Source organism: Roseateles sp. P5_E8 (genome assembly GCF_054177665.1).
Map to the genome: position 1 here is coordinate 97,060 of NZ_JBGCUM010000006.1, position 22,071 is coordinate 119,130.

The window sequence follows — 22,071 nt, forward strand, 5'->3', positions numbered from 1 at the left end:
TCAGTGCACCAGTGGTTCGCCGTCCGGCCCGTATTCATCGGGGTTCTGGGGCGGCGTGGCCGGCACGCGGAAGGACTCGCTGGCCCAGGCGCCGAGGTCGATCTGCCGGCAGCGCTCGCTGCAGAACGGCCGCCACTTGTTGCTGGGCGCGAACACGCTGTCGCCGCCGCACTGCGGGCAGCGCACGATGCGCTCACCTTGGTCGTTCGTCTTCATTGGCTATTCACTGGCAAAGCGCGAGCTCGAAGCCGCTGTCTTCTGCGGCCAGCTTGAGCCGGCCTTCCTCGTCCTGGCGCATCAGGCGGATGGAGATCATCAGCCGGTGGCCCGAGATCTCGGGGATGAGTCCGAGGCTGGGGTCGAGGCGCATGCGCAGCAACTGGTAGACGCGGCCGGCCGGCAGGCTCTGCTGGAACTGGCCGGCCGTGGCGGCCACCTTGTGCGGCGCGCCGGAGTCGCGCAGCAGGCTCAGCAGCACCTGCAGGGCTTCGGCCATGGGCATCAGTGTCTGGGCCCAGCCCATCAAGTCCTTGCGGCGGCGCACCGGCAGCAGTTGCTGCCAGTTGTAGTAGGCCGGCAGGTCGAACTCGCAGGTGCCGCCCGGGATGCTGATGCGGCTGCGGATGCTCATCAGCCAGTCGTTGCTGTTCAGCGTCGCGCCAGTCTTGCCGCTGAGAGCGTTCAAGCGCTGGTAGGCGCCGTCGATACGGGCGACCACCTCGTCCAGCCGGGCTTCATCAAGGCCCGCGCTGCCCCGAAAGCCATTGAACTGGGCCTTGTGCTTTTCGAGCTCCTTCAGCAGGTCGCTCTTCAGGTCGGCGCGCGAGGCGACGTCGAGGATCTCGAACAACGTCACCAGCGCGAAATGATGGTCGAGCGCAGGGTCACGGGCCATCAAGGTGCCGAGACGGTCGAACAGGTGTTCCAGGCGGAGCATCGTGCGGATGCTCTCGTTGAACGGGTACTCGTACAGGACCACGGCGGGGGGCTTCAGTCAGGGCGTGGCGATTGTTTCACAGCCCCAACGCGTGGCCAGGCTGATGGCCTCGTTTCTGAGCGTGACAAGTGCAATGCCGTCGTTCAGCAACACCGCATCGGCCGCAGCGCGGCGGGCCTGGCGTGTGGTCTGCGCAGCGAACGCACCTTCGACGCGCTCGCGCGTCCAGCCCGGGCGCTGCAGCACGCGCTCCATCTGCGTCTCTGTCGAGCAGTCGACGACGAGCACGCGGGCAACCCGTGCACGCCAGCGCCCGGACTCCACGAGCAGTGGCACGTCGAAGACGACGAGGGCGGACGAGGCCGCGTCTGCCTGGGCCAGCGCCTCGGTGGTGATCAGCGGGTGCAAGATGGCTTCGAGCCGGCGCTTGGCGGTGGCGTCCGAGAAGGCGAGGGCGCGCATGCGATCGCGGTCCAGCGCACCTTCGGCAGTCACGAAGCCGGCGCCGAAGGCCTGCGCGATGGCCGGCATGGCCGCGCCGCCGGCGAGCGTCAGCCCGCGTGAGATCGCGTCGGTGTCGACGATGGCAGCACCCGCCTCGCGCAGGAAACCGGCCACCGTACTCTTGCCTGAGCCGATGCCGCCGGTCAGGCCAACTCTCATGTCTTCATCAACTCATGCCCAGCCGAGCCAGCCCAGCACTGTTTTCTGACCCGCGAACAGCACCACCAGGCCGCCACCGGCCAGGAAGGGGCCGAAGGGCACGTAGCGGCCCTCGCGCAGGCTTGCTGTCAGCTTCATCAGCAGGCCGATGACGGCGCCCACCGCCGACGCACCCAGCACGACCGGCAGCAGCATCTGCCAGCCCAGCCAGGCGCCCAGGGCCGCCAGCAGCTTGAAGTCGCCCGGCGCCATGCCGATCTGGCCGCGCAGCTTCTCGTAGAGCCAGGCAATGGTCCACAGCGACATATAGCCCGCCACGGCGCCGATGACGGAGTTCTCCAGCGGCACGGGCGTCCAGCCCAGCAGCGCGGCAAGCAGGCCGGTCCACAGCAGCGGCTGGTTGATGACATCGGGCAACAACGTCGTATCCCAGTCGATCATCGCCAGCGCGATCAGCGCGGCGACGAAGCCGCACCACAGCAGAGTCGTCGGCTGCGCGCCGAAGCGCCATGACAGGGTGGCAAACGTCAGACCTGTGATCAGCTCGACGATGGGGTAGCGCTTGGAAATCGGCGCCTTGCAGGCCGCGCACTTGCCGCCCAGCCGCAGCCAGCCGATGACGGGCAGGTTCTCGTGCCAGCGCAGTTGGTGGCCGCAATGTGGGCAGCGCGAGCGTGGCGCGGCGATGCTGAAGGGCGGCAGTGCTTCTATCCGGGTGCCGAAGTCATCGACCGCCTTGGCCAGCTTGTCGGCCTCGGGCTGCGGGATGCGGGCCACTCGCGCCATCGCGGCAGCCTCGGTCAGCTGCGCGGCCGACTCATGCAGCCAGTCGCGCTCCAGCATCAGCGGCAGTCTATGGATGACGACGTTCAGGAAGCTGCCTATGCACAGGCCCAGGATGCCCAGCGCCCAGGGCGAAAGCCAGATGGACCAGTCGATGGAGGCGAGGGGCATGGTAGGCAGCGGGTGAATGGGGAGGCGGGCAGGAATCTACCCGCATTCAGCGAACTTGCGCCTTGCTCAGACCACCGTGCCGATCTTGAAGATGGGCAGGTACATCGACACGACGATGCCGCCGATGATGGTGCCGAGGATGACGATGATGAAAGGCTCCATCAGGCTGGACAGGGCCTTCACGGCCTCGTCCACTTCGTCCTCGTAGAACTCGGCGGCCTTGGCCAGCATGTGGTCCAGCGAGCCAGATTCCTCGCCGATGGAGGCCATCTGCAGCACCATGGTCGGGAAGATGCCGGTCGTCTGCATCGACGTGGTCAGCGCCGAGCCCGTGGACACGTCGCGCTGGATCTGCTCGGTGGCTTCCTGGAACACGGCATTGCCTGAAGCGCCGCCGACGGAGTCCAGCGCCTCGACCAGCGGCACGCCAGCGGCGAACATCGTCGACAGCGTGCGCGTCCAGCGCGCGACGGCAGACTTGAACAGCAGATCGCCGAAGACGGGGATCTTCAGCAGGATGCGGTCCATGCGCTTTTGCATCTTCACCGAGCGCTTCCAGCTCTGGATGAAGAAGTACAAGCCGCCGCCGATGCTGCCGAAGATGGCCCACCAGTAGCTGACGAAGAACTCCGACATCGCAATGACGATCAGCGTCGGCGCCGGCAGGTCGGCACCGAAAGACGTGAACACATCTTTGAAGGCCGGGATGACGAAGATCATGATGACCGCGACGACGACGAAGGCGACAACCAGCACGGCGATCGGGTAGGTCAGCGCCGACTTGATCTTGTTCTTGAGCGCGACCGTCTTCTCCTGGTAGATGGCGAGCCGGTCCAGCAAGGCTTCCAGGATGCCGCCCGTTTCACCGGCCTCGACGAGGTTGCAGTAGAGCGCGTCGAAATACATCGGATGCTTGCGGAAGGCCGACGACAGGCTTGTGCCGGTCTCCACGTCCTGGCGTATGTCGTTGAGCAGCCGGGCCAAGCGCGGATTGGTCGCGCCGCGGGCGACGATGTCGAAGGCCTGCAGCAGCGGCACACCGGCGCGCATCATGGTGGCGAGCTGGCGCGTGAAGACGGCGATGTCCTTCTGCTTGATGGACGAACCGCCACTGACGCGACGCTTCTTGACCTTGTTGACGAGGATGCCCTGGCGGCGCAGCGTCGCGCTGACCATGGCCTCGCCACCCGCGCGCAACTCGCCCTTGACGATCTTGCCATTGCGGTCCTTGCCCTCCCACTCAAAGACGAAGTCCTTGACGCCTTTCGCTGCAGCGGTTGCAGTGGCCATGCGCTCTCCCTTTTCGACTTATTCGTTGGTGGCGGACAGGACTTCTTCAAGCGTCGTGACGCCGGCGCGGACCTTGACCAGGCCCGATTGACGCAGGTCACGCACGCCTTCTTTCTTGGCCTGTTCGGCGATGTCCATCGCCGTTCCCTGGGCGAGGATGATGCGTTGGATTGGCTCGGTGATGGGCATCACTTGGTAAAGGCCGAGTCGGCCCCTGTAACCATTCGTGCAATTACTGCAACCCACGGCGCGAAACGGCTTCCAACTGCCATCAAACTCTTCCTCGGTGAACCCGGCCTTGAGCATCGCGTCGCGAGGATAGTCGGCCGGCTGTTTGCAGTTCTCGCACAGCCGCCGCACAAGCCGCTGCGCCGTGATCAGCAGCACGCTGGACGCGATGTTGAATGGCGCGACGCCCATGTTCAGCAGGCGGGTCAGCGTCTTGGGTGCGTCGTTGGTGTGCAGCGTCGACATGACCATGTGGCCCGTCTGCGCCGCCTTGATGGCGATGTCGGCCGTCTCCAGGTCGCGGATCTCGCCGACCATGATGATGTCCGGATCCTGGCGCAGGAAGGACTTCAGGGCCGCCGAGAAGTTCAGGCCCGCCTTGTYGTTGACATTGACCTGGTTGATGCCGGGCAGGTTGATTTCGGCTGGGTCTTCAACCGTCGAGATATTGACGCCGGGCTGGTTGAGGATGTTCAGGCAGGTGTAGAGAGACACCGTCTTGCCGGAGCCCGTCGGCCCGGTCACCAGCACCATGCCGTAGGGGCGGTAGATGCAGGCGAGCAGGCGCTCCTTCTCGATCTTCTCGTAGCCGAGAGCCTCGATGCCCAGCTTGGCCGAAGAAGAGTCCAGGATACGGATGACGATCTTCTCGCCGAACAGCGTGGGCAGCGTGCTGACGCGAAAGTCGATGGACTTGGCGCCGAACTTCAGCTTCATGCGCCCGTCCTGGGGCACGCGCTTTTCGGCGATGTCCAGGCGCGAGATCACTTTGATGCGCGAGGCCAGCTTGTCCTTGATGGCGATGGGCGGCTGCGTGATCTCGCGCAGTTCGCCGTCGACGCGGAAGCGCACGCGGTAGTGGTATTCGTAGGGCTCGAAGTGCAGGTCCGAAGCGCGCAGATTGATGGCGTCCACCAGCATCTTCTGCAGGAAGCGCACCACGGGCGCGTCCTCGACATCGGCCAGTTCGGCTGCCTCCTGCTGCGGAGCCGCATCATCTTCGGCAATGTCGAAGTCGAAGTCGCCACCGGCGATGGATTCCAACGACTCGGTTGCACTGACCCCGACATTGGTCAACATCTTGGCCAGCTTGTCGTGCTCGACGATGACCCATTCGGGCTGCAGCTGCGTCGCGAACTTGATGCGCTCGATGACCTCGAGATCGGTCGGGTCCGCGCCGCCGACGAACAGGCGATTGCCGCGCCGGGACAGTGCGACGACTTGATATTGCTGGGCCAGCTTGCCTTCGATGATGTCCTTCGGCATGCGCTGCGGGTCCATCGCCGCCAGATCCAGCAGCGGCAGGGCCAGCGCGCTGGACAGGGTGTGCGCCAGATCCGACGGCGACACTTGGCCGCTGGTAATCACGGCGGTGACGAAACTGACCTTCTTGTCGCGCGCCTGCTTGACGAGATCCTCGGCGGCCTTGGCCTGCAGCTTGCCGGCGTGCACGAGCATGCGCGCAACCCCGGACAGGGCGGACTGGAGCGGCTCGACGAGCGTGGTTTCCACTGCGATGGCGTCAGCGACGCGAAGACACGAAGTCCGACGATTGTGCCAGCGGCGGAACTATTACCCAGCGAGCGAATTCGCCGAAGTTCCGTGACGGATTCAGCAATGCCGCACTGCGGCGAGATGACCCTCGTCCCGAGGGAGAAGACTTGGTCGGGGTGAGAGGATTCGAACCTCCGGCCTCTACGTCCCGAACGTAGCGCTCTACCAGGCTAAGCTACACCCCGATGTCTTCTACTCAGTGTATTTGGCTGATTGGGCATTCATGAATGCCGCTCAACCGACTGAATCGCGAATTCTAGCAGAGATTCCGTCCACCGATTTCGAGGTAGCAGCTGCAGACTTTCGCTCGCATGCCTCGCCTCGGCCCGAGCGGCCTCGCGGGTCGATTCCAGCGCGCCGGTCGAGCGGACGATGGCAACGATCTCCTGGAGCTTTTGCAGTTCGCCTTCCTCGATTGCGTGACGCAGCAGCGCGCGCTGTTCGGGCGTGGCGCGCTCCATGGCGATCAGCAGCGGCAGCGTTGTCTTGCCTTCGCGCAAGTCGTCGCCAATGTTCTTGCCCAGTTCGTGGGCGTCGCCTTCGTAGTCCAGCACATCGTCGATGAGCTGGAAGGAGGTGCCGAGCGCGCGGCCGTAGGCGGCACAGGCTTCCTCGACTTCGGTCGACGCGTTCGCGAGCACGGCGCCCAAGCGGGCGCTGGCCTCGAAGAGCTTGGCAGTTTTGAAGCGGATGACGCGCAGATAGCTTTCGACCRTGATGTCGGGGTCGTGCATGTTCATCAACTGCAGGACCTCGCCCTCGGCGATGACGTTCGTCGCCTCGGCCAGCACGTCCAGCACACGCATGCGGTCTACCGACACCATCATCTGGAAGGCGCGCGAGTAGAGGAAGTCGCCGACCAGCACGCTGGCCGCGTTGCCGAACAGCGCGTTGGCCGTCGGCTTGCCGCGGCGCAGCGAGGACTCGTCGACGACGTCGTCGTGCAGCAGTGTGGCCGTGTGGATGAATTCGACGACGGCCGCAAGCTCAAAGCGCGCGTGCCCCTCGAAGCCCAGCGCATTCGCGAACAGCAGCACGAGCTTGGGGCGCATGCGCTTGCCGCCGGCATGCACGATGTAGTGGGCGATCTGGTCGATCAGCGCCACGTCCGAACTCAGGCGCTGGGCGATGACGGTGTCGACCTGGGCCATCTCGGCGGCCAGCAGGCTCAGGGCCTCGGCAACTTGGGGTGAAGGCGAGGCTGACTCGACGCGCACTCTGGACTCTCAGGCTAGGAATCAAAGGATTATAGGAAGGGCCTCGCACGGCCCCTGCGGATCGCCTGGCGAGTGGCTGGACGAGGCTTGCGCTGAGCTGTGCTGGGCGGCGGTTGCCATCTGGCTAGAGCTACGGGTATACTCGCGGGCTCTTTGCAATTCGTGCGTCGTCATGGCGTGCGGGATCGAAGAGAAAACAAAACCGACAAAAAGGCCAGGCGCATGCGGGGACCACTCAGGTGGTCGCTGTGAGCCAGGTGAACGCACCGACAGGTGTGAAAGGAAAAACATGTACGCAGTCATCAAGACTGGCGGCAAGCAATACAAGGTTGCTGCCGGCGATAAGCTCAAAGTCGAGTTGCTCGACGCGGAAGTCGGCGCTGTGGTCACCATCGACCAGGTGCTGGCAGTTGGCAGCGGTGACGGCCTGACGGTCGGTGCTCCGCTGGTCGCTGGCGCCACGGTCAGCGCCACGGTCGTCAGCCACGGCAAGCATGACAAGGTCCGCATCTTCAAGATGCGCCGTCGCAAGCACTACAAGAAGAGCCAAGGCCATCGCCAGAACTACACCGAGCTGGAAATCAGCGCGGTCAACGGCTGATCCAGCCGCTTTCGCTAATTTTGAGGAGCTAACTCATGGCACAGAAAAAAGGCGGCGGTTCCACACGGAACGGCCGCGACTCCAAGCCCAAGATGCTGGGCGTCAAGGCTTTCGGCGGCGAACTGATCTCCGCTGGTTCGATCATCGTGCGTCAGCGCGGTACCAAGTTTCACCCCGGCGTGAACGTCGGCATTGGCAAGGACCACACGCTGTTCGCGTTGGTCGACGGCCATGTCAGCTTCACCGTCAAGGGCGCGAAGAACCGTTCGACGGTCGTCATCACGCCGCTGGCCGCCTAAGGCCAGCTGACGCGGGCGAGCCTGTCGCCCGACGCCCCAAGCCCCGGCCCTCCCGGGGCTTTGTCATTTCTGAAGCCTGGCGCGCCGCACGACGGCGGGCCGGCTGCAACCCAGCCATTACGATGGCCGCCCGCCATGAAATTCGTTGACGAAGCCACCATTGATGTTGCCGCTGGCAATGGCGGGGCGGGCTGCGCGAGCTTTCGCCGCGAGAAGTTCATCCCCTTCGGCGGGCCGGACGGCGGCGACGGCGGCAAGGGCGGCAGCGTCTGGGCCGAAGCGGACCGCAACCTCAACACGCTGATCGACTACCGCTACGCGCGCCGCCACGAGGCGCGCAACGGCGAGGCCGGGCGGGGCTCGGATTGCTTCGGTGCGGCGTCCGATGACGTCGTACTGCGCGTGCCGGTCGGCACCATCATCACGGACCTCGAAACCGAGTCCGTCATCGGCGAGTTGCTCGAGCCTGGCGAGCGCATCCTGCTCGCCAAGGGTGGTGACGGCGGCTTCGGCAACCTGCATTTCAAGACCTCGACGAACCGCGCGCCGCGTCAGAAGACGCCGGGCTGGCCGGGCGAGGTCAAGAAGCTGCGCATGGAGCTGCGCGTGCTGGCCGACGTCGGCCTGCTGGGCCAGCCCAACGCAGGCAAGTCGACGCTGATCACGGCGGTGTCCAACGCCAAGCCCAAGATCGCCGACTACCCGTTCACGACGCTGCACCCCAACCTGGGTGTCGTGCGCGTCGCGCCGGAGAAGAGCTTCGTCGTCGCCGACATCCCCGGCCTCATCGAAGGCGCCGCTGAAGGCGCAGGTCTGGGGCACCAGTTCCTGCGCCATCTGCAACGCACGCGGCTGTTGCTGCACGTTGTCGACCTGGCGCCCTTCGATCCGGAAGTCGATCCGGTCAAGGAAGCCAAGGCCATCGTCGCCGAGCTGAAGAAATACGACCCGGCGCTGCACGCCAAGCCGCGCTGGCTGGTGCTGAACAAGCTGGACATGGTGCCCGAGGACGAACGCGCCGCGCGCGTGAAGGACTTCGTCAAGCGCTACCGCTGGAAGGGCCCGGTCTTCGAGATCTCGGCACTGACCCGCGAGGGCTGCCAGCCGCTGATCCACGCGATCTACGACCACGTCGCCGCCGAGCAGCGCGTGCTCGAAGAGCCCGATATCCGTTTCGAATCTCCTGCTGAATGAGCTTGCTGTCCGGCGCGCGCCGCATCGTTGTCAAGGTCGGTTCCAGCCTCGTCACCAACGAGGGCCGGGGCATTGATGCCGAGGCGATCGCGAACTGGAGCCGCCAACTCGCAGCGTTGGCGAGCGAGGGGCGCGAGCTGATCATGGTGTCCAGCGGCGCCATCGCCGAGGGCATGAAGCGCCTGGGCTGGACGACGCGGCCCAAGGAGTTGCACGAGTTGCAGGCCGCGGCTGCTGTCGGCCAGATGGGCCTGGCGCAGATGTACGAGAGCCAGCTCAGCGCGCACGGCATGCACAGCGCCCAGGTGCTGCTGACCCACGCCGACCTGGCCGACCGCGAGCGTTATCTCAATGCCCGCTCGACGCTGCTGACGCTGATGGCCCACCGCGTGCTGCCGGTCATCAACGAGAACGACACGGTCGTCAACGACGAGATCAAGTTTGGCGACAACGACACGCTGGGTGCGCTGGTGGCCAACCTCGTCGAGGCCGATGCCCTCGTCATCCTGACGGACCAGCGCGGCCTGTACTCGGCCGATCCGCGCAAGGACCCGAATGCGCGCTTCATCGATAACGCGCAAGCCGGCGACCCGGAGCTGGAGCGCATGGCCGGTGGCGCCGGCTCCAGCATCGGCCGCGGCGGCATGATCACCAAGATCCTCGCCGCCAAGCGCGCGGCTGGCAGCGGCGCAGGCACCGTCATCGCCTGGGGGCGTGAGCCCGATGTGCTGCTGCGCCTGGCGCGCGGCGAGGCCATAGGCACGGCCCTGCACGCCGCCACGCCAAAGCTGGCGGCGCGCAAGCAGTGGATGGTCGACCACCTGCAGATGCGCGGCGCCGTGCGCATTGACGCGGGTGCCGTGACCAAACTGCGCGGCGAGGGCAAGAGCCTGCTGCCCATCGGCGTCACGGAGGTGCAGGGTGATTTCCATCGGGGCGATGTCATCGCCGTGCTGGCGCCTGATGGCACCGAGCTGGCGCGTGGACTGGCCAATTACTCGGGCACGGAGTCACGCCTCATCGCGCGCAAGCCGTCGTCGGAGTTCGAGAACGTGCTTGGCTATGCGGCCGAGCCCGAGCTGATCCACCGTGACAATTTGGTGCTCCGCTAGGAGCAGCCAAATTTTGGAGTCCTGCTAGGGGCGACCAAACTGCGGTGCAGACACCACCTGGTCCTGTGCCGGGTCGCCCGGCGATTCACCGTCCGGCGGCGTCTCAGGGCCATCCAGCGGCATCGGTCCACTGATCCGCCCTTCGCCACGATGCGCCGGCCGCATGCCGGCGCGCAGATAGCGGTTGTGGTGGTTGATGCGCGGCAGGAAGCGCGCGAGTTCGGTCAGCGCCATCTCGTAGACGCCGCGCTTGAACTCGATGACGGCCTCCAGCGGCACCCAGTACTCGTTCCAACGCCAGGCGTCGAACTCCGGGTGGTCGGTAGCGCGCAGGTTCATGTCGCAGTCGCGGCCGACCATCTGCAGCAGGAACCAGATCTGCTTCTGGCCCTTGTAGTGCCCGCGCGCATCGCGGCGGATGAAGTGCTCGGGCACCTCATAGCGCAGCCAATCTCGCGTTCTCGCGATGATGCGCACATGCTCGGGAATGAGCCCCACTTCCTCGTGGAGCTCTCGGAACATCGCCTGCTCAGGCGTCTCGCCGTGTTTGATGCCCCCTTGCGGGAACTGCCACGAGTGCGTCCGGATGCGTTTGCCCCAGAAGACCTCGTTGCGGTGGTTGAGCAGGATGATGCCGACGTTGGGGCGGAAGCCTTCACGGTCGAGCATAATCAACCTCAAATCTCTAGTTGGTTCGATTATTGCATCGGGCCGCGATTGCGGTACGGCCCTCGCTAACCCGGAGATTTGTCCCTGTTTTGTTGTGACTTCGGCCGGGTTTGCACCCGGCCTTTGCATTTGGTCTGCCCATGAAAGCCTCCCAGTTCTTCGTCTCTACGCTCAAAGAAGCCCCCGCGGATGCCGAGGTCGTCAGCCACAGGCTGATGATGCGCGCCGGCATGATCAAGCGCCTGGGTGCGGGCATTTACAACTACATGCCGATGGGGCTTCGCGTCATCCGCAAGGTCGAGAAGATCATCCGCGAGGAGATGGACGCGGCCGGCGCCGTCGAGTGCCTGATGCCCGTCATCCAGCCCGCYGAGCTGTGGCAGGAAACGGGCCGCTTCGACAAGATGGGCCCCGAGCTGCTGCGCGTGAAGGACCGCCATGGCCGCGACTACATCGTGCAGCCGACCAGCGAGGAAGTCATCACCGACATCGCCCGCCAGGAGCTGCGCAGCTACCGCCAGCTGCCGAAAAATTTCTATCACATCCAGACCAAGTTCCGCGACGAGCGCCGCCCGCGCTTCGGCCTGATGCGCGGCCGCGAGTTCACGATGAAGGATGCTTATTCCTYCGATCGTGACGTGGAAGCCGCCGGACGCAGCTACGACAACATGTACGCGGCCTACGGCAAGATCTTCGATCGCTTCGGCCTGCAATACCGCGCCGTGGCGGCGGACACGGGCGCCATCGGTGGCGACCGCTCGCACGAGTTCCAGGTCATTGCCGAGACGGGCGAGGACGCCATCGTCTATTGCCCGACCAGCGACTACGCCGCCAACATGGAGCTGGCCGAAGGCGTGGCGCTGACGGCCTCGCGCGGCGCGGCCACGCAGGCGCTGGCCAAGACGCCCACGCCTGGCAAGGCCACCTGCGCGGACGTCGCCGGGTTGCTGGGCCTGCCGCTGGCGCAGACGGTCAAGTCGCTGGTGCTGGCCACTGATGAGCTGGACAAGGACGGCAACATCACCAAGACGCAAGTCTGGCTGTTGCTGGTGCGCGGCGACCATGAGCTGAATGAAGTGAAGGCCGGCAAGGTCGAAGGTCTCAAGGGCGGCTTCCGCTTTGCGACCGGCGGCGAGATCGACGCCCACTTTGGCTGCAAGCCCGGCTACCTGGGCCCGATCTTTTCAAAGGAGGGCCTGAAGGCACCGCTGAAGATCGTCGCCGACCGCACCGTCGCCAACATGGCCGACTTCGTCTGCGGCGCCAACGAGGTGGACTTCCACTTCACCGGTGCGAACTGGGGCCGTGATCTGCCCGAGCCCGACGTCGTTGCCGACCTGCGCAACGTCGTCGTTGGCGACCCGTCGCCGGACGGCAAGGGGGTACTGGCCATCCAGCGCGGCATCGAGGTGGGCCATGTGTTCTACCTCGGCACCAAGTATTCGGCGGCGATGAACGCTACTTTTCTCGACGAGAACGGCAAGCCCAAGCTGATGGAGATGGGCTGCTACGGCATCGGCGTGACGCGCATCCTGGGCGCGGCCATCGAGCAGAACCACGACGCGCGCGGCATCATCTGGCCGGACGCGATTGCGCCGTTCACGGTGGTCATTTGCCCCATCGGCGCGGACCGCAGCGCGGACGTGAAGGCCGCCGCCGACAAGCTCTATGACGAGCTGAAGGCGCTGGGCGTGGACGTGCTGCTGGACGACCGCGGCGAGCGCCCGGGCGCGATGTTCGCGGACTGGGAACTGATCGGCATCCCGCATCGTGTCGTGCTGGGAGACCGCGGCCTCAAGGAAGGCCAGGTCGAGTACCAAGGCCGTCGTGACGAGGCCGCGACCAAGCTGGCTGTTGCCGATGTGCTGGCCCACCTGAAGCAAAAGCTGGCGTGACCGACGCGGGGCGCCAGCCGCCTCGCGAGGTGGCGGTGGATGCGCTGCGCGCGCTGGCGCTGCTGCCCGTGATTGCAGTGAACTGGGTGGGCTATGCCGCGCTGCCCGATGCCGGCCCGCTCGCCGCCGCGACACCTGCGGAATCCTGGCTGGCGCAGGGCTGGCTGATCGCCATCGCGACCTTGCTGGCCGGCAAGGGCATCACGCTGCTGACCTTCCTGTTCGGCTACAGCCAAGGCCTGTCGCGGCGGGCGCGGGGCGAGCAGGCCGGCATCGTGCGCCGGCGGCGCATGGGCCGGCTGCTGCTGCTTGGCCTGGTGCATGGGCTGCTCGTCTACGCAGGCGACATCCTCACCCTCTATGCTGCCTGCGGGCTGTTGATGCTGAGCTGGTCGCGCCTGCGCTTGCTGCAGCTTCGGCGGCGTTTCATGGTGCTGCTGGCGGTGGAGCTGGCGCTGACCGCGCTGGCCTCGCCCTGGATCAGCGATCTGGCCCGAAGCAAAGCTGCGCAAGCGCTGTCGTCACTCGCCACGCCCAGCGGCTGGCTCGACTGGCTGGCGCTCAACAGCTGGGGTTTCCTGGTCAACCAGATGAGCATGCTGCTGCTGGGTTTCCTGATGCCGTTGGGCTTGATGACGGCGGGCCTGATGGCCGCCCGTCTGCGACTGTTCAGCCATCCGCGCTGGCGACCCGTGCTGCGGCGTTGCGCGCGGCGTTGGTTGTGGCCCGGCCTGGTTCTCAACCTGGCCTGGGGCCTGACGCTGTGGCGGGCGTTGCGGACCGCCGAGCACGACTGGGCCGACGTCGTCGTCTATGCCATCAACAGCATGTATGTGACGATGCCGCTGCTGTTTGCGGTGGTGCCGTGGCTGGTGTTGGCGGCGCAGCGCCGCGCGCCTGCCGCAGAGCGTCTGGCACTGGCCGGGCGCCAGACGCTCAGCCTGTACATCGGCAGCTCGCTGTTGAGCCTCGCGCTGCTCAGTGGCGTGGGCCTGGCACTGCCACTGGGCACGGCGGCCTTGGGCATGCTGGCGATGCTCTACTGGGGGCTGTGGGTGGCGTTGGCGCCGCGTTGGCAAGGGCGTTTGCCGCTGGAGGCGTGGTTGTCCAGATGATGGCCGGGAAGACAGTGATCCCCTCTTCGACGGTGTCCCTTTCGCGCCGCAGCCTGCTGCTGGGCGGGGCGTCTGGCCTGTTGCTGCCGTCTCGCCAGGCCTGGGCGGGTGCGCAGCGCGAGGAGCCGTTGATGGATTCGATCCGCTCGGCCTTGAGCGCGTCCATCGCCCAGGCCGCGCCGCCGCGGCCGAAGTTCGACGACACCGAAGCCCGTATGGCCTATCTGCGCTGGCTGGGCGCCATGAGCGAGCGGCTGAAGAAGCGCAAGACCGAGACGCAGATCCGCATCGAGTTCCTGGAGACGGTCTGGTACGAAGCCCGGCGCGCGGGCCTGGAGCCAAGCCTGGTGCTGGGCCTGGTGCAGGTGGAGAGCGGCTTTCGCAAGTACGCCATCAGCACGGCCGGCGCGCGCGGCTATATGCAGGTCATGCCGTTCTGGACGCGCGCCATTGGCGACGGCAATGCGTCGGGCCTTTTCCACATGCAGACCAACCTGCGCTTTGGCTGCGTGATCCTGCGCCACTACCTCGACATCGAGAAGGGTGACATGTACCTCGCGCTGGGCCGCTACAACGGCAGCCGCGGGCGGCCGGAGTATCCGAATGCGGTGTTCGCGTCGCGCCGGCAGTGGCTGTTGCCGGGCGAGACGTAGGTCTCTTCAGGCCTTGGTCGTGAGCGAGCCCGGATAGGTCAGGGCGCTTGACGCCGCCGAGACCGAGAACACGACGCTGGCCGTGCCCGCCTGCTGCATCAGCGAGGTGTAGAGCGACATGACGCCGCTGCTGCTCTTGGCGAGCTTGGCCGCCTGCGAGATGGCGGCGCTCTGCTGGATGGTCGCCGACAGCTTCAGCGCCTCGCGAGCCTGGCCGGCGATGCGGGTCGCGAAGCTGGGCTGGCTGGCGTCGGCGCTCAGGAAAGCCTTGGTGGCGGCCTTGTCGGCGTCGCTGCCCTTGAGGTCGACGCTGCCGTCGCTCTTGATGGTGAACTCGACCGCGCCCGTCAGCTTGACGCCGGCCTTGTCCAAAGCCGCGCGCAGCTCGTTGGACAGGGTCTTCTGGCCGGTCTCCAGTGCCTGGGCGGCGCTTGCTGCCTTCGTGGTGCCGGCCGCTCGCTGCAGCGCCGCCGGTGAGATGGCGGGCGTGCTCGCCTTGCTGCCTGAAGCCGTGGCCTGAGGGGTCGCGCCGGCCTTGGTCGACGCGCTGCCCTGGCCCTGTGTGGACAGATAGCTGAGCAGAGAGCCATTGAGACCGGAGAACATCGCGCACCCGCAGAATTGGTGCGTGCATCTTGCAATGGCTGGTGCCCAGGCGAAGGGCGCTGCTGGGCAGGATTCGCCGGCCTGATCGAGGTTACCGAGGCTAGAGGCCCGTCCACGCCTTGGGCTGGGCCTGGGCCACGCCGGCCAGCTCCAGCACGCGCTCCACCGTCTCGTTGACCATCTCTTCGATGGTCTTGGGGTGGTGATAGAAGGCCGGCAGCGGCGGGAAGCAGATGCCACCCATCTCGGTCACGGCCACCATGTTGCGCAGGTGGGCGAGGTTGAACGGCGTCTCGCGCACCATCAGGATGAGGCGGCGGCGCTCCTTCAGCGTCACGTCGGCGGCGCGCGTCAGCAGGTTGTCGCCCAGGCCGTGGGCAATCGCGGCGAGCGATTTCATGGAGCAGGGCGCGACGACCATTGCCGCAGTGGCGAAACTGCCGCTGGCGATGCAGGCGCCGATGTCGCCCGGGGCGTAAGCGTGGTCGGCTTCGACTTCGAGCGTGGAGCGGTCCAGCCCCAGCTCGTGGTGGGCGTTCAGGATGCCGGCGGGCGTGGCGATGAGGTGGGTTTCGACGCCCAGTTCACGCGAGCGGCGCAGCAGCCGCAGCGCGTAGGCCGCGCCGGTCGCGCCCGTCAGCCCGACGACAAGCCTTTGAGCCATCAGGCCGTGGCGAGCGCTTGCTGCAACTCACCCGACTCGTACATCTCCATCATGATGTCCGAGCCGCCGAGGAACTCGCCGTTGATGTAGAGCTGGGGGATGGTGGGCCAGTTGGCGTAGTCCTTGATGCCCTGGCGCACTTCCTCGTCTTCGAGCACGTTGAAGGTCTTCAGGTCGGTGACGCCGGAGGCCTTCAGGATCTGGATGGCGCGGCCGGAGAAGCCGCACATGGGGAACTGGGCCGTGCCCTTCATGAAGAGCACGACACGGTTGGACTTGACCAGATCGTCGATGCGTTGCTGAACGTCGCTCATTGCAGTTCTCGGTAAGGCAAAACCGCAATTATCCGGGACGACCCCGGCCCGGACTCAGTAGCTGTACGCCAGGCCCAACTGAAGCAGGGGCTTGAAGCGCAGATCGCGCATCGCGTCCTCGAAACCCTGCGCGCTGCTGCGGCCCAGGCGCATGGCGCCGACGCTGCCGGACATCAGGCCCAGATCGGCACTGAAGGCGAAGCCGCTGCGGTGCAGGCGGCCGGTGTAGCCGATGCCGACGTAGGAGAGGTTGGCGCTGGGTTCCAGCGAATAGGCGTCCAGACCGCTGACCACGAGGCTGCGCCGGCCGGCCGACAGCGGGCCGCTGCCCAAGGCCAGGCCGCCGCTGCTCTGCGCCATGGACAAGGGGCCCAGCAGCAGGCCGCCGGTGGCGCGCAGGCCGCCGTGCAGGCTGGAGAAGCCGGAACTGGTGAGGTAGTAGTCGCCCAGCAGGTTGGCGCTGAGGATGCGGGAGCCGCCGAGGTGGGGCAGGGTGTCGGAGCTGCCGTCGGCGCTGTTCAGCTGCAATCGGGCCTGCCAGCGAGGCTGCGCGTCGCTATCGGCCCAGGCCGGCAGCGTGAAGAGGGCAGAGAGGCTCAGTACTGCAGCGCTTGCAAAGCGGGCCATGATCGACTCCTGCGCGGTGCAGCGGGAGGCACCGGGATTTGATACTACGCCCGCTGTTACCGCTTGTGAGCGAAGAACTGCTGGCAAAAGATCACGTATTTGCGTGATGCGTTCGCCGAGCGGCAAGTCAGGCTTGGTTGCACCAGCGGCCACCACTGGCTCGGGCCCGGCCGCCGAGGTCGCGGCGAAGGCTGATGTCCCCGAAATTGCGGACGGCCAGGTGTTGCGCCACCGCATCGGCCTGGTCCCAGCCGTGCTCTAGCAGCAGCCAACCGCCGGGGTTCAGATGCTGCGGCGCGGTGGCTACCAGCGATTTCAGGTCGCTCAGACCATCGCCGCCCGGCGTCAATGCGGTGATGGGTTCGTGGCGCAGCGCCGGCAGATGCGGGTCGTCGCCGGCGATGTAGGGCGGGTTGCTGACGACGAGGTCGAAGCGCTGGCAGGCCAGCGGCTCGAACCAGCTGCCGTGGCGCCAGTCGACGGCCAGGCCCAGGCGCTCGCCATTGGCGCGGGCGACGGCGAGTGCGTCGGCGCTGACGTCGACGGCCGTTACCTGGGCACGCGGGCAGGCGGCCTTGATGGCCAGCGCGATGGCGCCGCAGCCGGTGCCGAGGTCGACGACGCTGGGTTGGCCGGGTAGGTCGGCGAGCAGTTCCAGCGCCCAGTCGACCAGCGTCTCCGTGTCGGGGCGGGGGATGAGCGTCGCGGGCGTGACCTGCAACATCAGGCCGTGGAAGGGCTGCCAACCGGTCAGGTGGGCCAGCGGTTCGCCTGCCGCGAGGCGATGCAACGCTTCTTCGGCGCCTGGTGCCAGCGCGTCACCGTGGGTGATGAGCCAGGCGCGGCCCTGGCCGGTCAGATGGCCGATCAAGGCCTGGGCATCGCCGCGCTCGACGCCGAGCTGGCGGGCGAGGGACAACGCCTCATCGACGGTCATGCCCGGCCTTCTTCCAACTGCGCGAGCTGTTCGGCCGCCTGCGCCGCGAGCAGGCCCTGGATCACGTCGCTCAGGTCGCCGTCCATGATCTGGCCCAACTTGTAGAGCGTCAGGTTGATGCGGTGGTCGGTGAGGCGGCCCTGCGGGAAGTTGTAGGTGCGGATGCGGTCGCTGCGGTCGCCCGTGCCGACGAGGCCCTTGCGGGTGGCTGCCTCCTTGGCAGCGCGCTCGCTGCGCTCCTTGTCCTGGATGCGTGCCTGCAGCACCTGCAGCGCCTTGGCCTTGTTGCTGTGCTGGCTGCGGCCGTCCTGGCACTCGGCGACGATGCCGGTCGGCAGGTGGACGACGCGCACCGCGGAGTCGGTCTTGTTGATGTGCTGGCCGCCGGCGCCACTGGCGCGGAAGGTGTCGATGCGCAGGTCGGCCGGATTCAGGGTGATCGCCTCGGCTTCGTCAGGCTCTGGCATGACGGCGATCGTGCAGGCGCTGGTGTGGATGCGGCCCTGGGCCTCGGTCGCCGGCACGCGCTGCACGCGATGGCCGCCGCTCTCGAACTTCAGACGGCCATACACCCCACCATTTGCGCCGTCGCTCTCAATGCGCACGACCAGTTCCTTGTAGCCGCCCAGGTCCGACACGTTCTCGGACAGGATCTCGGTGCGCCAGCCCTGGGTTTCGCAGTAGCGCAGATACATGCGCGCCAGGTCGCCCGCGAACAGCGCCGACTCGTCGCCACCCGCACCGGCGCGGATTTCGAGGAAGGCGTTGCGCTCGTCGTCCGGGTCCTTGGGGATCAGCGCGAGTTGCAGCTCGGCGTCCAGCGCCGTCAGCGCCGCTTCGTTGGACGCGATTTCCTCGCGGGCCATCTCGGCCATCTCCGGGTCGGCGAGCATGTCGCGCGCGGCGGCGAGGTCGGCCTCGTGCGCCTGGTAGCGGCGGTAGTGCTCGACGAGGCTGGCCACCTCGGACTGCTCCTTGGTCAGCGCGCGGTAGCGCTTCATGTCCGAGGCGATGCTGCCGTCGGCAAGGATGGTGTCCAGCTCGGCAAGGCGGAAGCCGAGGCGGTCGAACTGCTGGCGCAGGGAGTCTTTCATGGGCGGCAAACGGAAGAGCAGTCAGGGGCGGCGCAGGCTGCGCCGGGCGGCGGCGGTGAGCGCCGCTAAGACTGCTTGTTGCCGCGCAGGAAGAGGCGCGACACGGTCTGCGCCAGTTGCAGGCGCTGTTCGCCATCACTGCTGTTCAGCTCGGCCATCGTGCCGTGCAGCAGCTTCTGCGTGATGCCCTTGGCGAGGGCATCCATCACTTCATCGACGTCCGCGCCCTTGGCCAGCAGCTTGCGGGCGCGGGCTATTTCTACTGCGCGCCAGTCATCGGCCTGCGCGTGCAGGGCCTGGATCAGCGGCACGGTGTGGCGCTGGTCCAGCCAGTGCATGAAGCTCTGCACGCCGGTCTCGACGATGGCCTCGGCCTGCTCGACGGCGGCTTGGCGCTTCTCGCCGGCGGTCTGCACCTGTGCGGCGAGCTCGTCGACGGTGTAGAGGTAGACGTCGTCAAGCTGGCCGACCTCGGGCTCGATGTCGCGCGGCACGGCGAGGTCGACCATGAACATCGGGCGGTGCTTGCGCTTCTTCAGCGCGCGCTCGACGGCGCCCAGGCCGATCAGCGGCAGGCTGGACGCCGTGCACGACACGACGATGTCGAACTCGTGCAGGCGGTCGGGCAGGTCGGACAGGCGCACGGCCTCGGCGCCGAAGCGGATGGCCAGCTTCTCGCCACGCTCCAGCGTGCGGTTGGCCACGGCCATGTGGCGCGGTGTGCGGGCCGCGAAGTGAGTCGCGGTCAGCTCGATCATCTCGCCAGCACCGACGAACAGCACGCGCGTCTTGGCGAGGTCTTCGAACAGCTGGCCGGCCAGGCGCACAGCGGCGGCGGCCATGCTGATGGAGTGGGCGCCGATCTCGGTGGAGCTGCGCACTTCCTTGGCGACCGAGAAGCTGCGCTGGAACAGCTGATGCAGCGTCGTGCCGAGTGCACCGGCGGCCTCGGCTTCCTTCACGGCCTGCTTCATCTGGCCGAGGATCTGCGGCTCGCCCAGCACCATGGAATCCAGCCCGCTGGCGACGCGGAAGGCGTGGCGGGCGGCGGCGCTGCCCTGCATCACGTAGGCGTGCTCGCGCAGCGCGCCGGCCTCGACACCGCCGGCTTGCGCCAGCCAGGCGATGGCCGGCTGCACCTGGGCCGACGGCGCGGCCACGTAGACCTCGGTGCGGTTGCAGGTCGACAGGATGGCGGCCTCGGGCGCGCCGGGCAGCTTCTGACGCAGGCCGGCGAGCGACGGCGCGAGTTGCTCAAGCGTGAACGCGAACCGCCCGCGCAGATCGAGCGGGGCGGTGTTGTGGTTCAGGCCGAGAGCAAAGACCGACATGGGGCGGATTGTAGGATTCGCGACTTTTTCACCGCCCGCCTAAGCTTCCTCGAAATGAGCCCACTCGACGCCTTTTGGCACATCGCCAACCTGTTTGCTCCGGCCTGGGGGCTGGCGGCATTGCTGGCGGGGGCGATCAAGGGTCTGTGGCGGCGTGAGGCGAAGTCTTTGAGCTGGCGGAAGTTGTGGGCTTGGGGTGCGGCGGGCGGTACGGCGGCAGTGATCGTCGCGCTGATCCTGCTGGGCCGCGATGGCCGCATGGCGGGCTACGCGTTGCTGGTGCTCGGCGTCGCCCTGCCGCAGTGGTGGGTGCTCAGCTTCAGGCGCTGAGCACGTCCTCGGTCGTGACGACCTCGGCGCGCAGCGAATGCGCGAAGGCGGTCGTGATGCGCACATCGACCAGCTGATTCATCAGCCGCAGTGAGCCGGGGAAGTTGACGATGCGGTTGCACTCGGTGCGGCCCATCAGCTCGGTGGCGTCCTTGCGGGCAGTGCCGGTGACGAGCACCTTCTCGACCTTGCCGACCATGCCTTGCGAGATCGTCAGCGCATGGGCCTCGATCGCGGCTTGCAGCTCCTGCAGGCGCTTGACCTTGACCTCGTAGGGCGTCGTGTCCTCCAGCGCCGCAGCCGGCGTGCCGGGGCGGGGGCTGAAGATGAAGCTGAAGCTCGCGTCGAAGCCGACGTCGTGCACCAGCTTCATCAGCTTGGCGTGATCTTCTTCCGTCTCGCCGGGGAAGCCGACGATGAAGTCGCTCGCCAGGCGCAGGTCCGGGCGAATGGCGCGCAGCTTGCGCACCGTGCTCTTGAACTCCAGCGCCGTGTAGCCGCGCTTCATCGCCATCAGGATGCGGTCGCTGCCGTGCTGCACGGGCAGGTGCAGGTGGTTCACGAGCTGCGGGATCTTGCCGTAGGCCTCAATGAGGCGGGGACTGAACTCATTGGGGTGGCTGGTGGTGAAGCGCAGGCGCTTGATGCCGGGGATCTCGGCCGCGTATTCCAGCAGCAGGGCCAGGTCAGCGAACTCAGACGTGTCGCCCATCTTGCCGCGGTAGGCATTGACGTTCTGGCCCAGCAGATTGATCTCCATGACGCCCTGGTCGGCCAGTCCGGCGATCTCGGTCAGCACGTCGTCGAAGGGGCGCGAGACCTCTTCGCCGCGGGTGTAGGGCACCACGCAGTAGGAGCAGTACTTGGAGCAGCCTTCCATGATGGACACGAAGGCCGAGGCGCCGTCGACCTTGGCCGGCGGCAGGTGATCGAACTTCTCGATCTCGGGGAAGGAAATGTCCACCTGCGGACGGCGCTGTGCGCGGCGAGCGTCGAGCATGGCGGGCAGGCGGTGCAGGGTCTGCGGGCCGAAGACCACGTCCACATAAGGCGCGCGCTCGATGATGGCGGCGCCTTCTTGAGAAGCTACGCAGCCGCCGACGCCGATCATGACGCCCTTGGCCTTCAGGTGCTTCACACGGCCGAGGTCGCTGAAGACCTTCTCCTGCGCCTTCTCGCGCACCGAGCAGGTGTTGAAGAGGATGAGGTCGGCCTGCTCCGGGTCGTTGGTCGGCTCGTAGCCCTGGGCGGCGCCCAGCACGTCGGCCATCTTGTCCGAGTCGTACTCGTTCATCTGGCAGCCGAAGGTCTTGATGTAGACCTTCTTGGAAGTCGTCGCGTCGCTCATTGCTTGATCCAGGTCTGGTCGCCGCCGTTGAACTGCCAGGTGGCCGCCTCGGCGCGGGTCGTCGGCCAGGGTTTGTTGGCCAGCTCAATGGGGTTCAGGATCCAGACGTCCATGATCAGCCCGCTGTTCTCCACCGTGTAATGCACGACGACCTTCTGGCCCGTGATGGCGCCGGGCTGCACGAGCAGATTGGTGTCGCCCTTGATCCGGCTGCCGGGTGCGAGGCGGGCGGCCCGGCCGTTCAGCAGCACGTCGGGGTGCTGGGTGACGACGAGTTCGCCGCGCAGCGTGGCGGGCGTGAAGAAGCGGTGCTGCTGGGCGTGAGCGACCAGACAACTGGCGGCGAGGGCCAGCGGGATGACACAGCGGTACATGGTATTTGTCCAGTGGCTGCGAAAGCAGCGATCTCCAGCGAAGACGGCTGCGGAAACGAAAACGG

At 66.6% G+C, this 22,071-nt stretch carries 25 protein-coding genes and 1 tRNA gene; 8 read left to right on the top strand and 18 right to left on the bottom strand.

Going from position 1 to position 22,071, the window contains the following annotated elements; genetic code table 11:
• From ACXRVZ_RS05285 to ispB, 8 genes are all read right to left on the bottom strand, one after another.
• Entirely contained in the window at positions 1 to 216 is a 216-nt protein-coding gene (locus tag ACXRVZ_RS05285) for a DNA gyrase inhibitor YacG (RefSeq protein WP_457420873.1), read from the bottom strand.
• Between the two features lie 7 nt (positions 217 to 223).
• Positions 224 to 979 (bottom strand): cell division protein ZapD, encoded by a 756-nt coding sequence (gene zapD, locus ACXRVZ_RS05290; RefSeq protein WP_457420875.1) that lies wholly within the window; start codon positions 977 to 979, stop codon positions 224 to 226.
• Between the two features lie 15 nt (positions 980 to 994).
• Positions 995 to 1,600: a dephospho-CoA kinase gene (gene coaE, locus ACXRVZ_RS05295; RefSeq protein ID WP_457420877.1), complete on the bottom strand. Its 606-nt coding sequence runs from the start codon at positions 1,598 to 1,600 to the stop codon at positions 995 to 997.
• A gap of 12 nt (positions 1,601 to 1,612) precedes the next feature.
• The gene (locus tag ACXRVZ_RS05300; RefSeq protein WP_457420879.1) at positions 1,613 to 2,554 is read right to left on the bottom strand and encodes a prepilin peptidase; all 942 of its coding nucleotides are present in this window, start codon (positions 2,552 to 2,554) and stop codon (positions 1,613 to 1,615) included.
• Positions 2,555 to 2,620: 66 nt separating this feature from the next.
• Positions 2,621 to 3,844, bottom strand: coding sequence for a type II secretion system F family protein (locus tag ACXRVZ_RS05305; RefSeq protein ID WP_458232228.1), 1,224 nt, complete (start codon positions 3,842 to 3,844; stop codon positions 2,621 to 2,623).
• An 18-nt stretch (positions 3,845 to 3,862) separates the two neighbouring features.
• Positions 3,863 to 5,530, bottom strand: a complete 1,668-nt coding sequence (gene pilB, locus ACXRVZ_RS05310; protein WP_458232234.1) for a type IV-A pilus assembly ATPase PilB — start codon at positions 5,528 to 5,530, stop codon at positions 3,863 to 3,865.
• Between the two features lie 204 nt (positions 5,531 to 5,734).
• Positions 5,735 to 5,811, bottom strand: a tRNA-Pro gene (locus tag ACXRVZ_RS05315).
• Positions 5,812 to 5,847: 36 nt separating this feature from the next.
• Entirely contained in the window at positions 5,848 to 6,843 is a 996-nt protein-coding gene (gene ispB, locus ACXRVZ_RS05320) for an octaprenyl diphosphate synthase (protein ID WP_458232229.1), read from the bottom strand.
• A 289-nt stretch (positions 6,844 to 7,132) separates the two neighbouring features.
• On the opposite strand from ispB, the gene rplU reads away from it, so the two are divergent.
• The 4 genes from rplU to proB all read left to right on the top strand — a co-directional run bounded on the left by rplU (position 7,133) and on the right by proB (position 10,049).
• A complete protein-coding gene (gene rplU / locus ACXRVZ_RS05325) occupies positions 7,133 to 7,444 on the top strand; it encodes a 50S ribosomal protein L21 (protein ID WP_394482033.1) in 312 nt (103 codons plus the stop codon).
• Positions 7,445 to 7,479: 35 nt separating this feature from the next.
• Positions 7,480 to 7,743, top strand: a complete 264-nt coding sequence (rpmA, locus tag ACXRVZ_RS05330) for a 50S ribosomal protein L27 (protein WP_457420885.1) — start codon at positions 7,480 to 7,482, stop codon at positions 7,741 to 7,743.
• 135 nt (positions 7,744 to 7,878) lie between these two features.
• Entirely contained in the window at positions 7,879 to 8,937 is a 1,059-nt protein-coding gene (gene obgE / locus ACXRVZ_RS05335; RefSeq protein WP_457420887.1) for a GTPase ObgE, read from the top strand.
• A complete protein-coding gene (gene proB / locus ACXRVZ_RS05340) occupies positions 8,934 to 10,049 on the top strand; it encodes a glutamate 5-kinase (RefSeq protein ID WP_457420889.1) in 1,116 nt (371 codons plus the stop codon). Before obgE ends, proB begins: the two co-directional genes overlap by 4 nt.
• A gap of 24 nt (positions 10,050 to 10,073) precedes the next feature.
• Here the strand turns inward: proB and ACXRVZ_RS05345 are convergent, their stop codons facing one another.
• Positions 10,074 to 10,718, bottom strand: coding sequence for an RNA pyrophosphohydrolase (locus tag ACXRVZ_RS05345; protein ID WP_457420891.1), 645 nt, complete (start codon positions 10,716 to 10,718; stop codon positions 10,074 to 10,076).
• Positions 10,719 to 10,858: 140 nt separating this feature from the next.
• Here ACXRVZ_RS05345 and ACXRVZ_RS05350 point away from each other — a divergent pair, with 140 nt between their 5' ends.
• From ACXRVZ_RS05350 to ACXRVZ_RS05360, 3 genes are read left to right on the top strand one after another with little or no spacing between them, the layout of a single operon-like run.
• Positions 10,859 to 12,613, top strand: a complete 1,755-nt coding sequence (locus tag ACXRVZ_RS05350; protein WP_458232230.1) for a proline--tRNA ligase — start codon at positions 10,859 to 10,861, stop codon at positions 12,611 to 12,613.
• A complete protein-coding gene (locus tag ACXRVZ_RS05355) occupies positions 12,610 to 13,728 on the top strand; it encodes a DUF418 domain-containing protein (RefSeq protein ID WP_457420895.1) in 1,119 nt (372 codons plus the stop codon). The genes ACXRVZ_RS05350 and ACXRVZ_RS05355 overlap by 4 nt, the downstream gene beginning before the upstream one ends.
• On the top strand, positions 13,728 to 14,381 hold the full coding sequence (locus ACXRVZ_RS05360) for a lytic transglycosylase domain-containing protein (protein ID WP_457420897.1): 654 nt from the start codon (positions 13,728 to 13,730) through the stop codon (positions 14,379 to 14,381). Before ACXRVZ_RS05355 ends, ACXRVZ_RS05360 begins: the two co-directional genes overlap by 1 nt.
• 6 nt (positions 14,382 to 14,387) lie before the next feature.
• Here the strand turns inward: ACXRVZ_RS05360 and ACXRVZ_RS05365 are convergent, their stop codons facing one another.
• From ACXRVZ_RS05365 to hemA, 7 genes are all read right to left on the bottom strand, one after another.
• Complete coding sequence (locus tag ACXRVZ_RS05365) at positions 14,388 to 14,987, bottom strand: hypothetical protein (protein ID WP_457420899.1); 600 nt, start codon at positions 14,985 to 14,987, stop codon at positions 14,388 to 14,390.
• A gap of 100 nt (positions 14,988 to 15,087) precedes the next feature.
• Positions 15,088 to 15,651, bottom strand: a complete 564-nt coding sequence (locus ACXRVZ_RS05370) for a UbiX family flavin prenyltransferase (protein ID WP_457420901.1) — start codon at positions 15,649 to 15,651, stop codon at positions 15,088 to 15,090.
• Positions 15,651 to 15,965 carry a Grx4 family monothiol glutaredoxin gene (grxD, locus tag ACXRVZ_RS05375; protein ID WP_457420903.1) on the bottom strand — a complete coding sequence of 105 codons (315 nt, stop codon included), beginning with the start codon at positions 15,963 to 15,965 and terminating at the stop codon, positions 15,651 to 15,653. Before grxD ends, ACXRVZ_RS05370 begins: the two co-directional genes overlap by 1 nt.
• 54 nt (positions 15,966 to 16,019) lie before the next feature.
• On the bottom strand, positions 16,020 to 16,592 hold the full coding sequence (locus ACXRVZ_RS05380) for a hypothetical protein (protein WP_457420905.1): 573 nt from the start codon (positions 16,590 to 16,592) through the stop codon (positions 16,020 to 16,022).
• 127 nt (positions 16,593 to 16,719) lie between these two features.
• Positions 16,720 to 17,529: a peptide chain release factor N(5)-glutamine methyltransferase gene (gene prmC, locus ACXRVZ_RS05385; RefSeq protein ID WP_457420907.1), complete on the bottom strand. Its 810-nt coding sequence runs from the start codon at positions 17,527 to 17,529 to the stop codon at positions 16,720 to 16,722.
• Positions 17,526 to 18,623, bottom strand: coding sequence for a peptide chain release factor 1 (prfA, locus tag ACXRVZ_RS05390; RefSeq protein WP_457420909.1), 1,098 nt, complete (start codon positions 18,621 to 18,623; stop codon positions 17,526 to 17,528). Before prfA ends, prmC begins: the two co-directional genes overlap by 4 nt.
• A 65-nt stretch (positions 18,624 to 18,688) precedes the next feature.
• Complete coding sequence (hemA, locus tag ACXRVZ_RS05395) at positions 18,689 to 19,954, bottom strand: glutamyl-tRNA reductase (RefSeq protein ID WP_457420911.1); 1,266 nt, start codon at positions 19,952 to 19,954, stop codon at positions 18,689 to 18,691.
• A 54-nt stretch (positions 19,955 to 20,008) separates the two neighbouring features.
• On the opposite strand from hemA, the gene ACXRVZ_RS05400 reads away from it, so the two are divergent.
• Positions 20,009 to 20,284, top strand: coding sequence for a hypothetical protein (locus ACXRVZ_RS05400; RefSeq protein ID WP_457420913.1), 276 nt, complete (start codon positions 20,009 to 20,011; stop codon positions 20,282 to 20,284).
• Here ACXRVZ_RS05400 and miaB read toward each other — a convergent pair.
• A complete protein-coding gene (miaB, locus tag ACXRVZ_RS05405) occupies positions 20,274 to 21,632 on the bottom strand; it encodes a tRNA (N6-isopentenyl adenosine(37)-C2)-methylthiotransferase MiaB (RefSeq protein ID WP_457420915.1) in 1,359 nt (452 codons plus the stop codon). The genes ACXRVZ_RS05400 and miaB overlap by 11 nt on opposite strands.
• Entirely contained in the window at positions 21,629 to 22,006 is a 378-nt protein-coding gene (locus tag ACXRVZ_RS05410) for a hypothetical protein (RefSeq protein WP_457420917.1), read from the bottom strand. Before ACXRVZ_RS05410 ends, miaB begins: the two co-directional genes overlap by 4 nt.
• Between the last annotated feature and the right edge of the window lie 65 nt (positions 22,007 to 22,071).

Excerpts from the sequence above, each read along its gene's own strand:
- ACXRVZ_RS05300 (WP_457420879.1), bottom strand. The coding sequence starts at position 2,554 with ATGCCCCTCGCCTCCATCGACTGGTCCATCTGGCTTTCGCCCTGGGCG.
- ACXRVZ_RS05365 (WP_457420899.1), bottom strand. The coding sequence starts at position 14,987 with ATGTTCTCCGGTCTCAATGGCTCTCTGCTCAGCTATCTGTCCACACAG.
- prmC (WP_457420907.1), bottom strand. The coding sequence starts at position 17,529 with ATGACCGTCGATGAGGCGTTGTCCCTCGCCCGCCAGCTCGGCGTCGAG.
- ACXRVZ_RS05400 (WP_457420913.1), top strand. The coding sequence starts at position 20,009 with ATGAGCCCACTCGACGCCTTTTGGCACATCGCCAACCTGTTTGCTCCG.
- ACXRVZ_RS05380 (WP_457420905.1), bottom strand. The coding sequence starts at position 16,592 with ATGGCCCGCTTTGCAAGCGCTGCAGTACTGAGCCTCTCTGCCCTCTTC.
- grxD (WP_457420903.1), bottom strand. The coding sequence starts at position 15,965 with ATGAGCGACGTTCAGCAACGCATCGACGATCTGGTCAAGTCCAACCGT.
- ACXRVZ_RS05345 (WP_457420891.1), bottom strand. The coding sequence starts at position 10,718 with ATGCTCGACCGTGAAGGCTTCCGCCCCAACGTCGGCATCATCCTGCTC.
- coaE (WP_457420877.1), bottom strand. The coding sequence starts at position 1,600 with ATGAGAGTTGGCCTGACCGGCGGCATCGGCTCAGGCAAGAGTACGGTG.
- proB (WP_457420889.1), top strand. The coding sequence starts at position 8,934 with ATGAGCTTGCTGTCCGGCGCGCGCCGCATCGTTGTCAAGGTCGGTTCC.
- prfA (WP_457420909.1), bottom strand. The coding sequence starts at position 18,623 with ATGAAAGACTCCCTGCGCCAGCAGTTCGACCGCCTCGGCTTCCGCCTT.
- ACXRVZ_RS05360 (WP_457420897.1), top strand. The coding sequence starts at position 13,728 with ATGGCCGGGAAGACAGTGATCCCCTCTTCGACGGTGTCCCTTTCGCGC.
- obgE (WP_457420887.1), top strand. The coding sequence starts at position 7,879 with ATGAAATTCGTTGACGAAGCCACCATTGATGTTGCCGCTGGCAATGGC.
- rplU (WP_394482033.1), top strand. The coding sequence starts at position 7,133 with ATGTACGCAGTCATCAAGACTGGCGGCAAGCAATACAAGGTTGCTGCC.
- ACXRVZ_RS05285 (WP_457420873.1), bottom strand. The coding sequence starts at position 216 with ATGAAGACGAACGACCAAGGTGAGCGCATCGTGCGCTGCCCGCAGTGC.
- ACXRVZ_RS05370 (WP_457420901.1), bottom strand. The coding sequence starts at position 15,651 with ATGGCTCAAAGGCTTGTCGTCGGGCTGACGGGCGCGACCGGCGCGGCC.
- ACXRVZ_RS05305 (WP_458232228.1), bottom strand. The coding sequence starts at position 3,844 with ATGGCCACTGCAACCGCTGCAGCGAAAGGCGTCAAGGACTTCGTCTTT.
- hemA (WP_457420911.1), bottom strand. The coding sequence starts at position 19,954 with ATGTCGGTCTTTGCTCTCGGCCTGAACCACAACACCGCCCCGCTCGAT.
- ACXRVZ_RS05410 (WP_457420917.1), bottom strand. The coding sequence starts at position 22,006 with ATGTACCGCTGTGTCATCCCGCTGGCCCTCGCCGCCAGTTGTCTGGTC.
- miaB (WP_457420915.1), bottom strand. The coding sequence starts at position 21,632 with ATGAGCGACGCGACGACTTCCAAGAAGGTCTACATCAAGACCTTCGGC.
- rpmA (WP_457420885.1), top strand. The coding sequence starts at position 7,480 with ATGGCACAGAAAAAAGGCGGCGGTTCCACACGGAACGGCCGCGACTCC.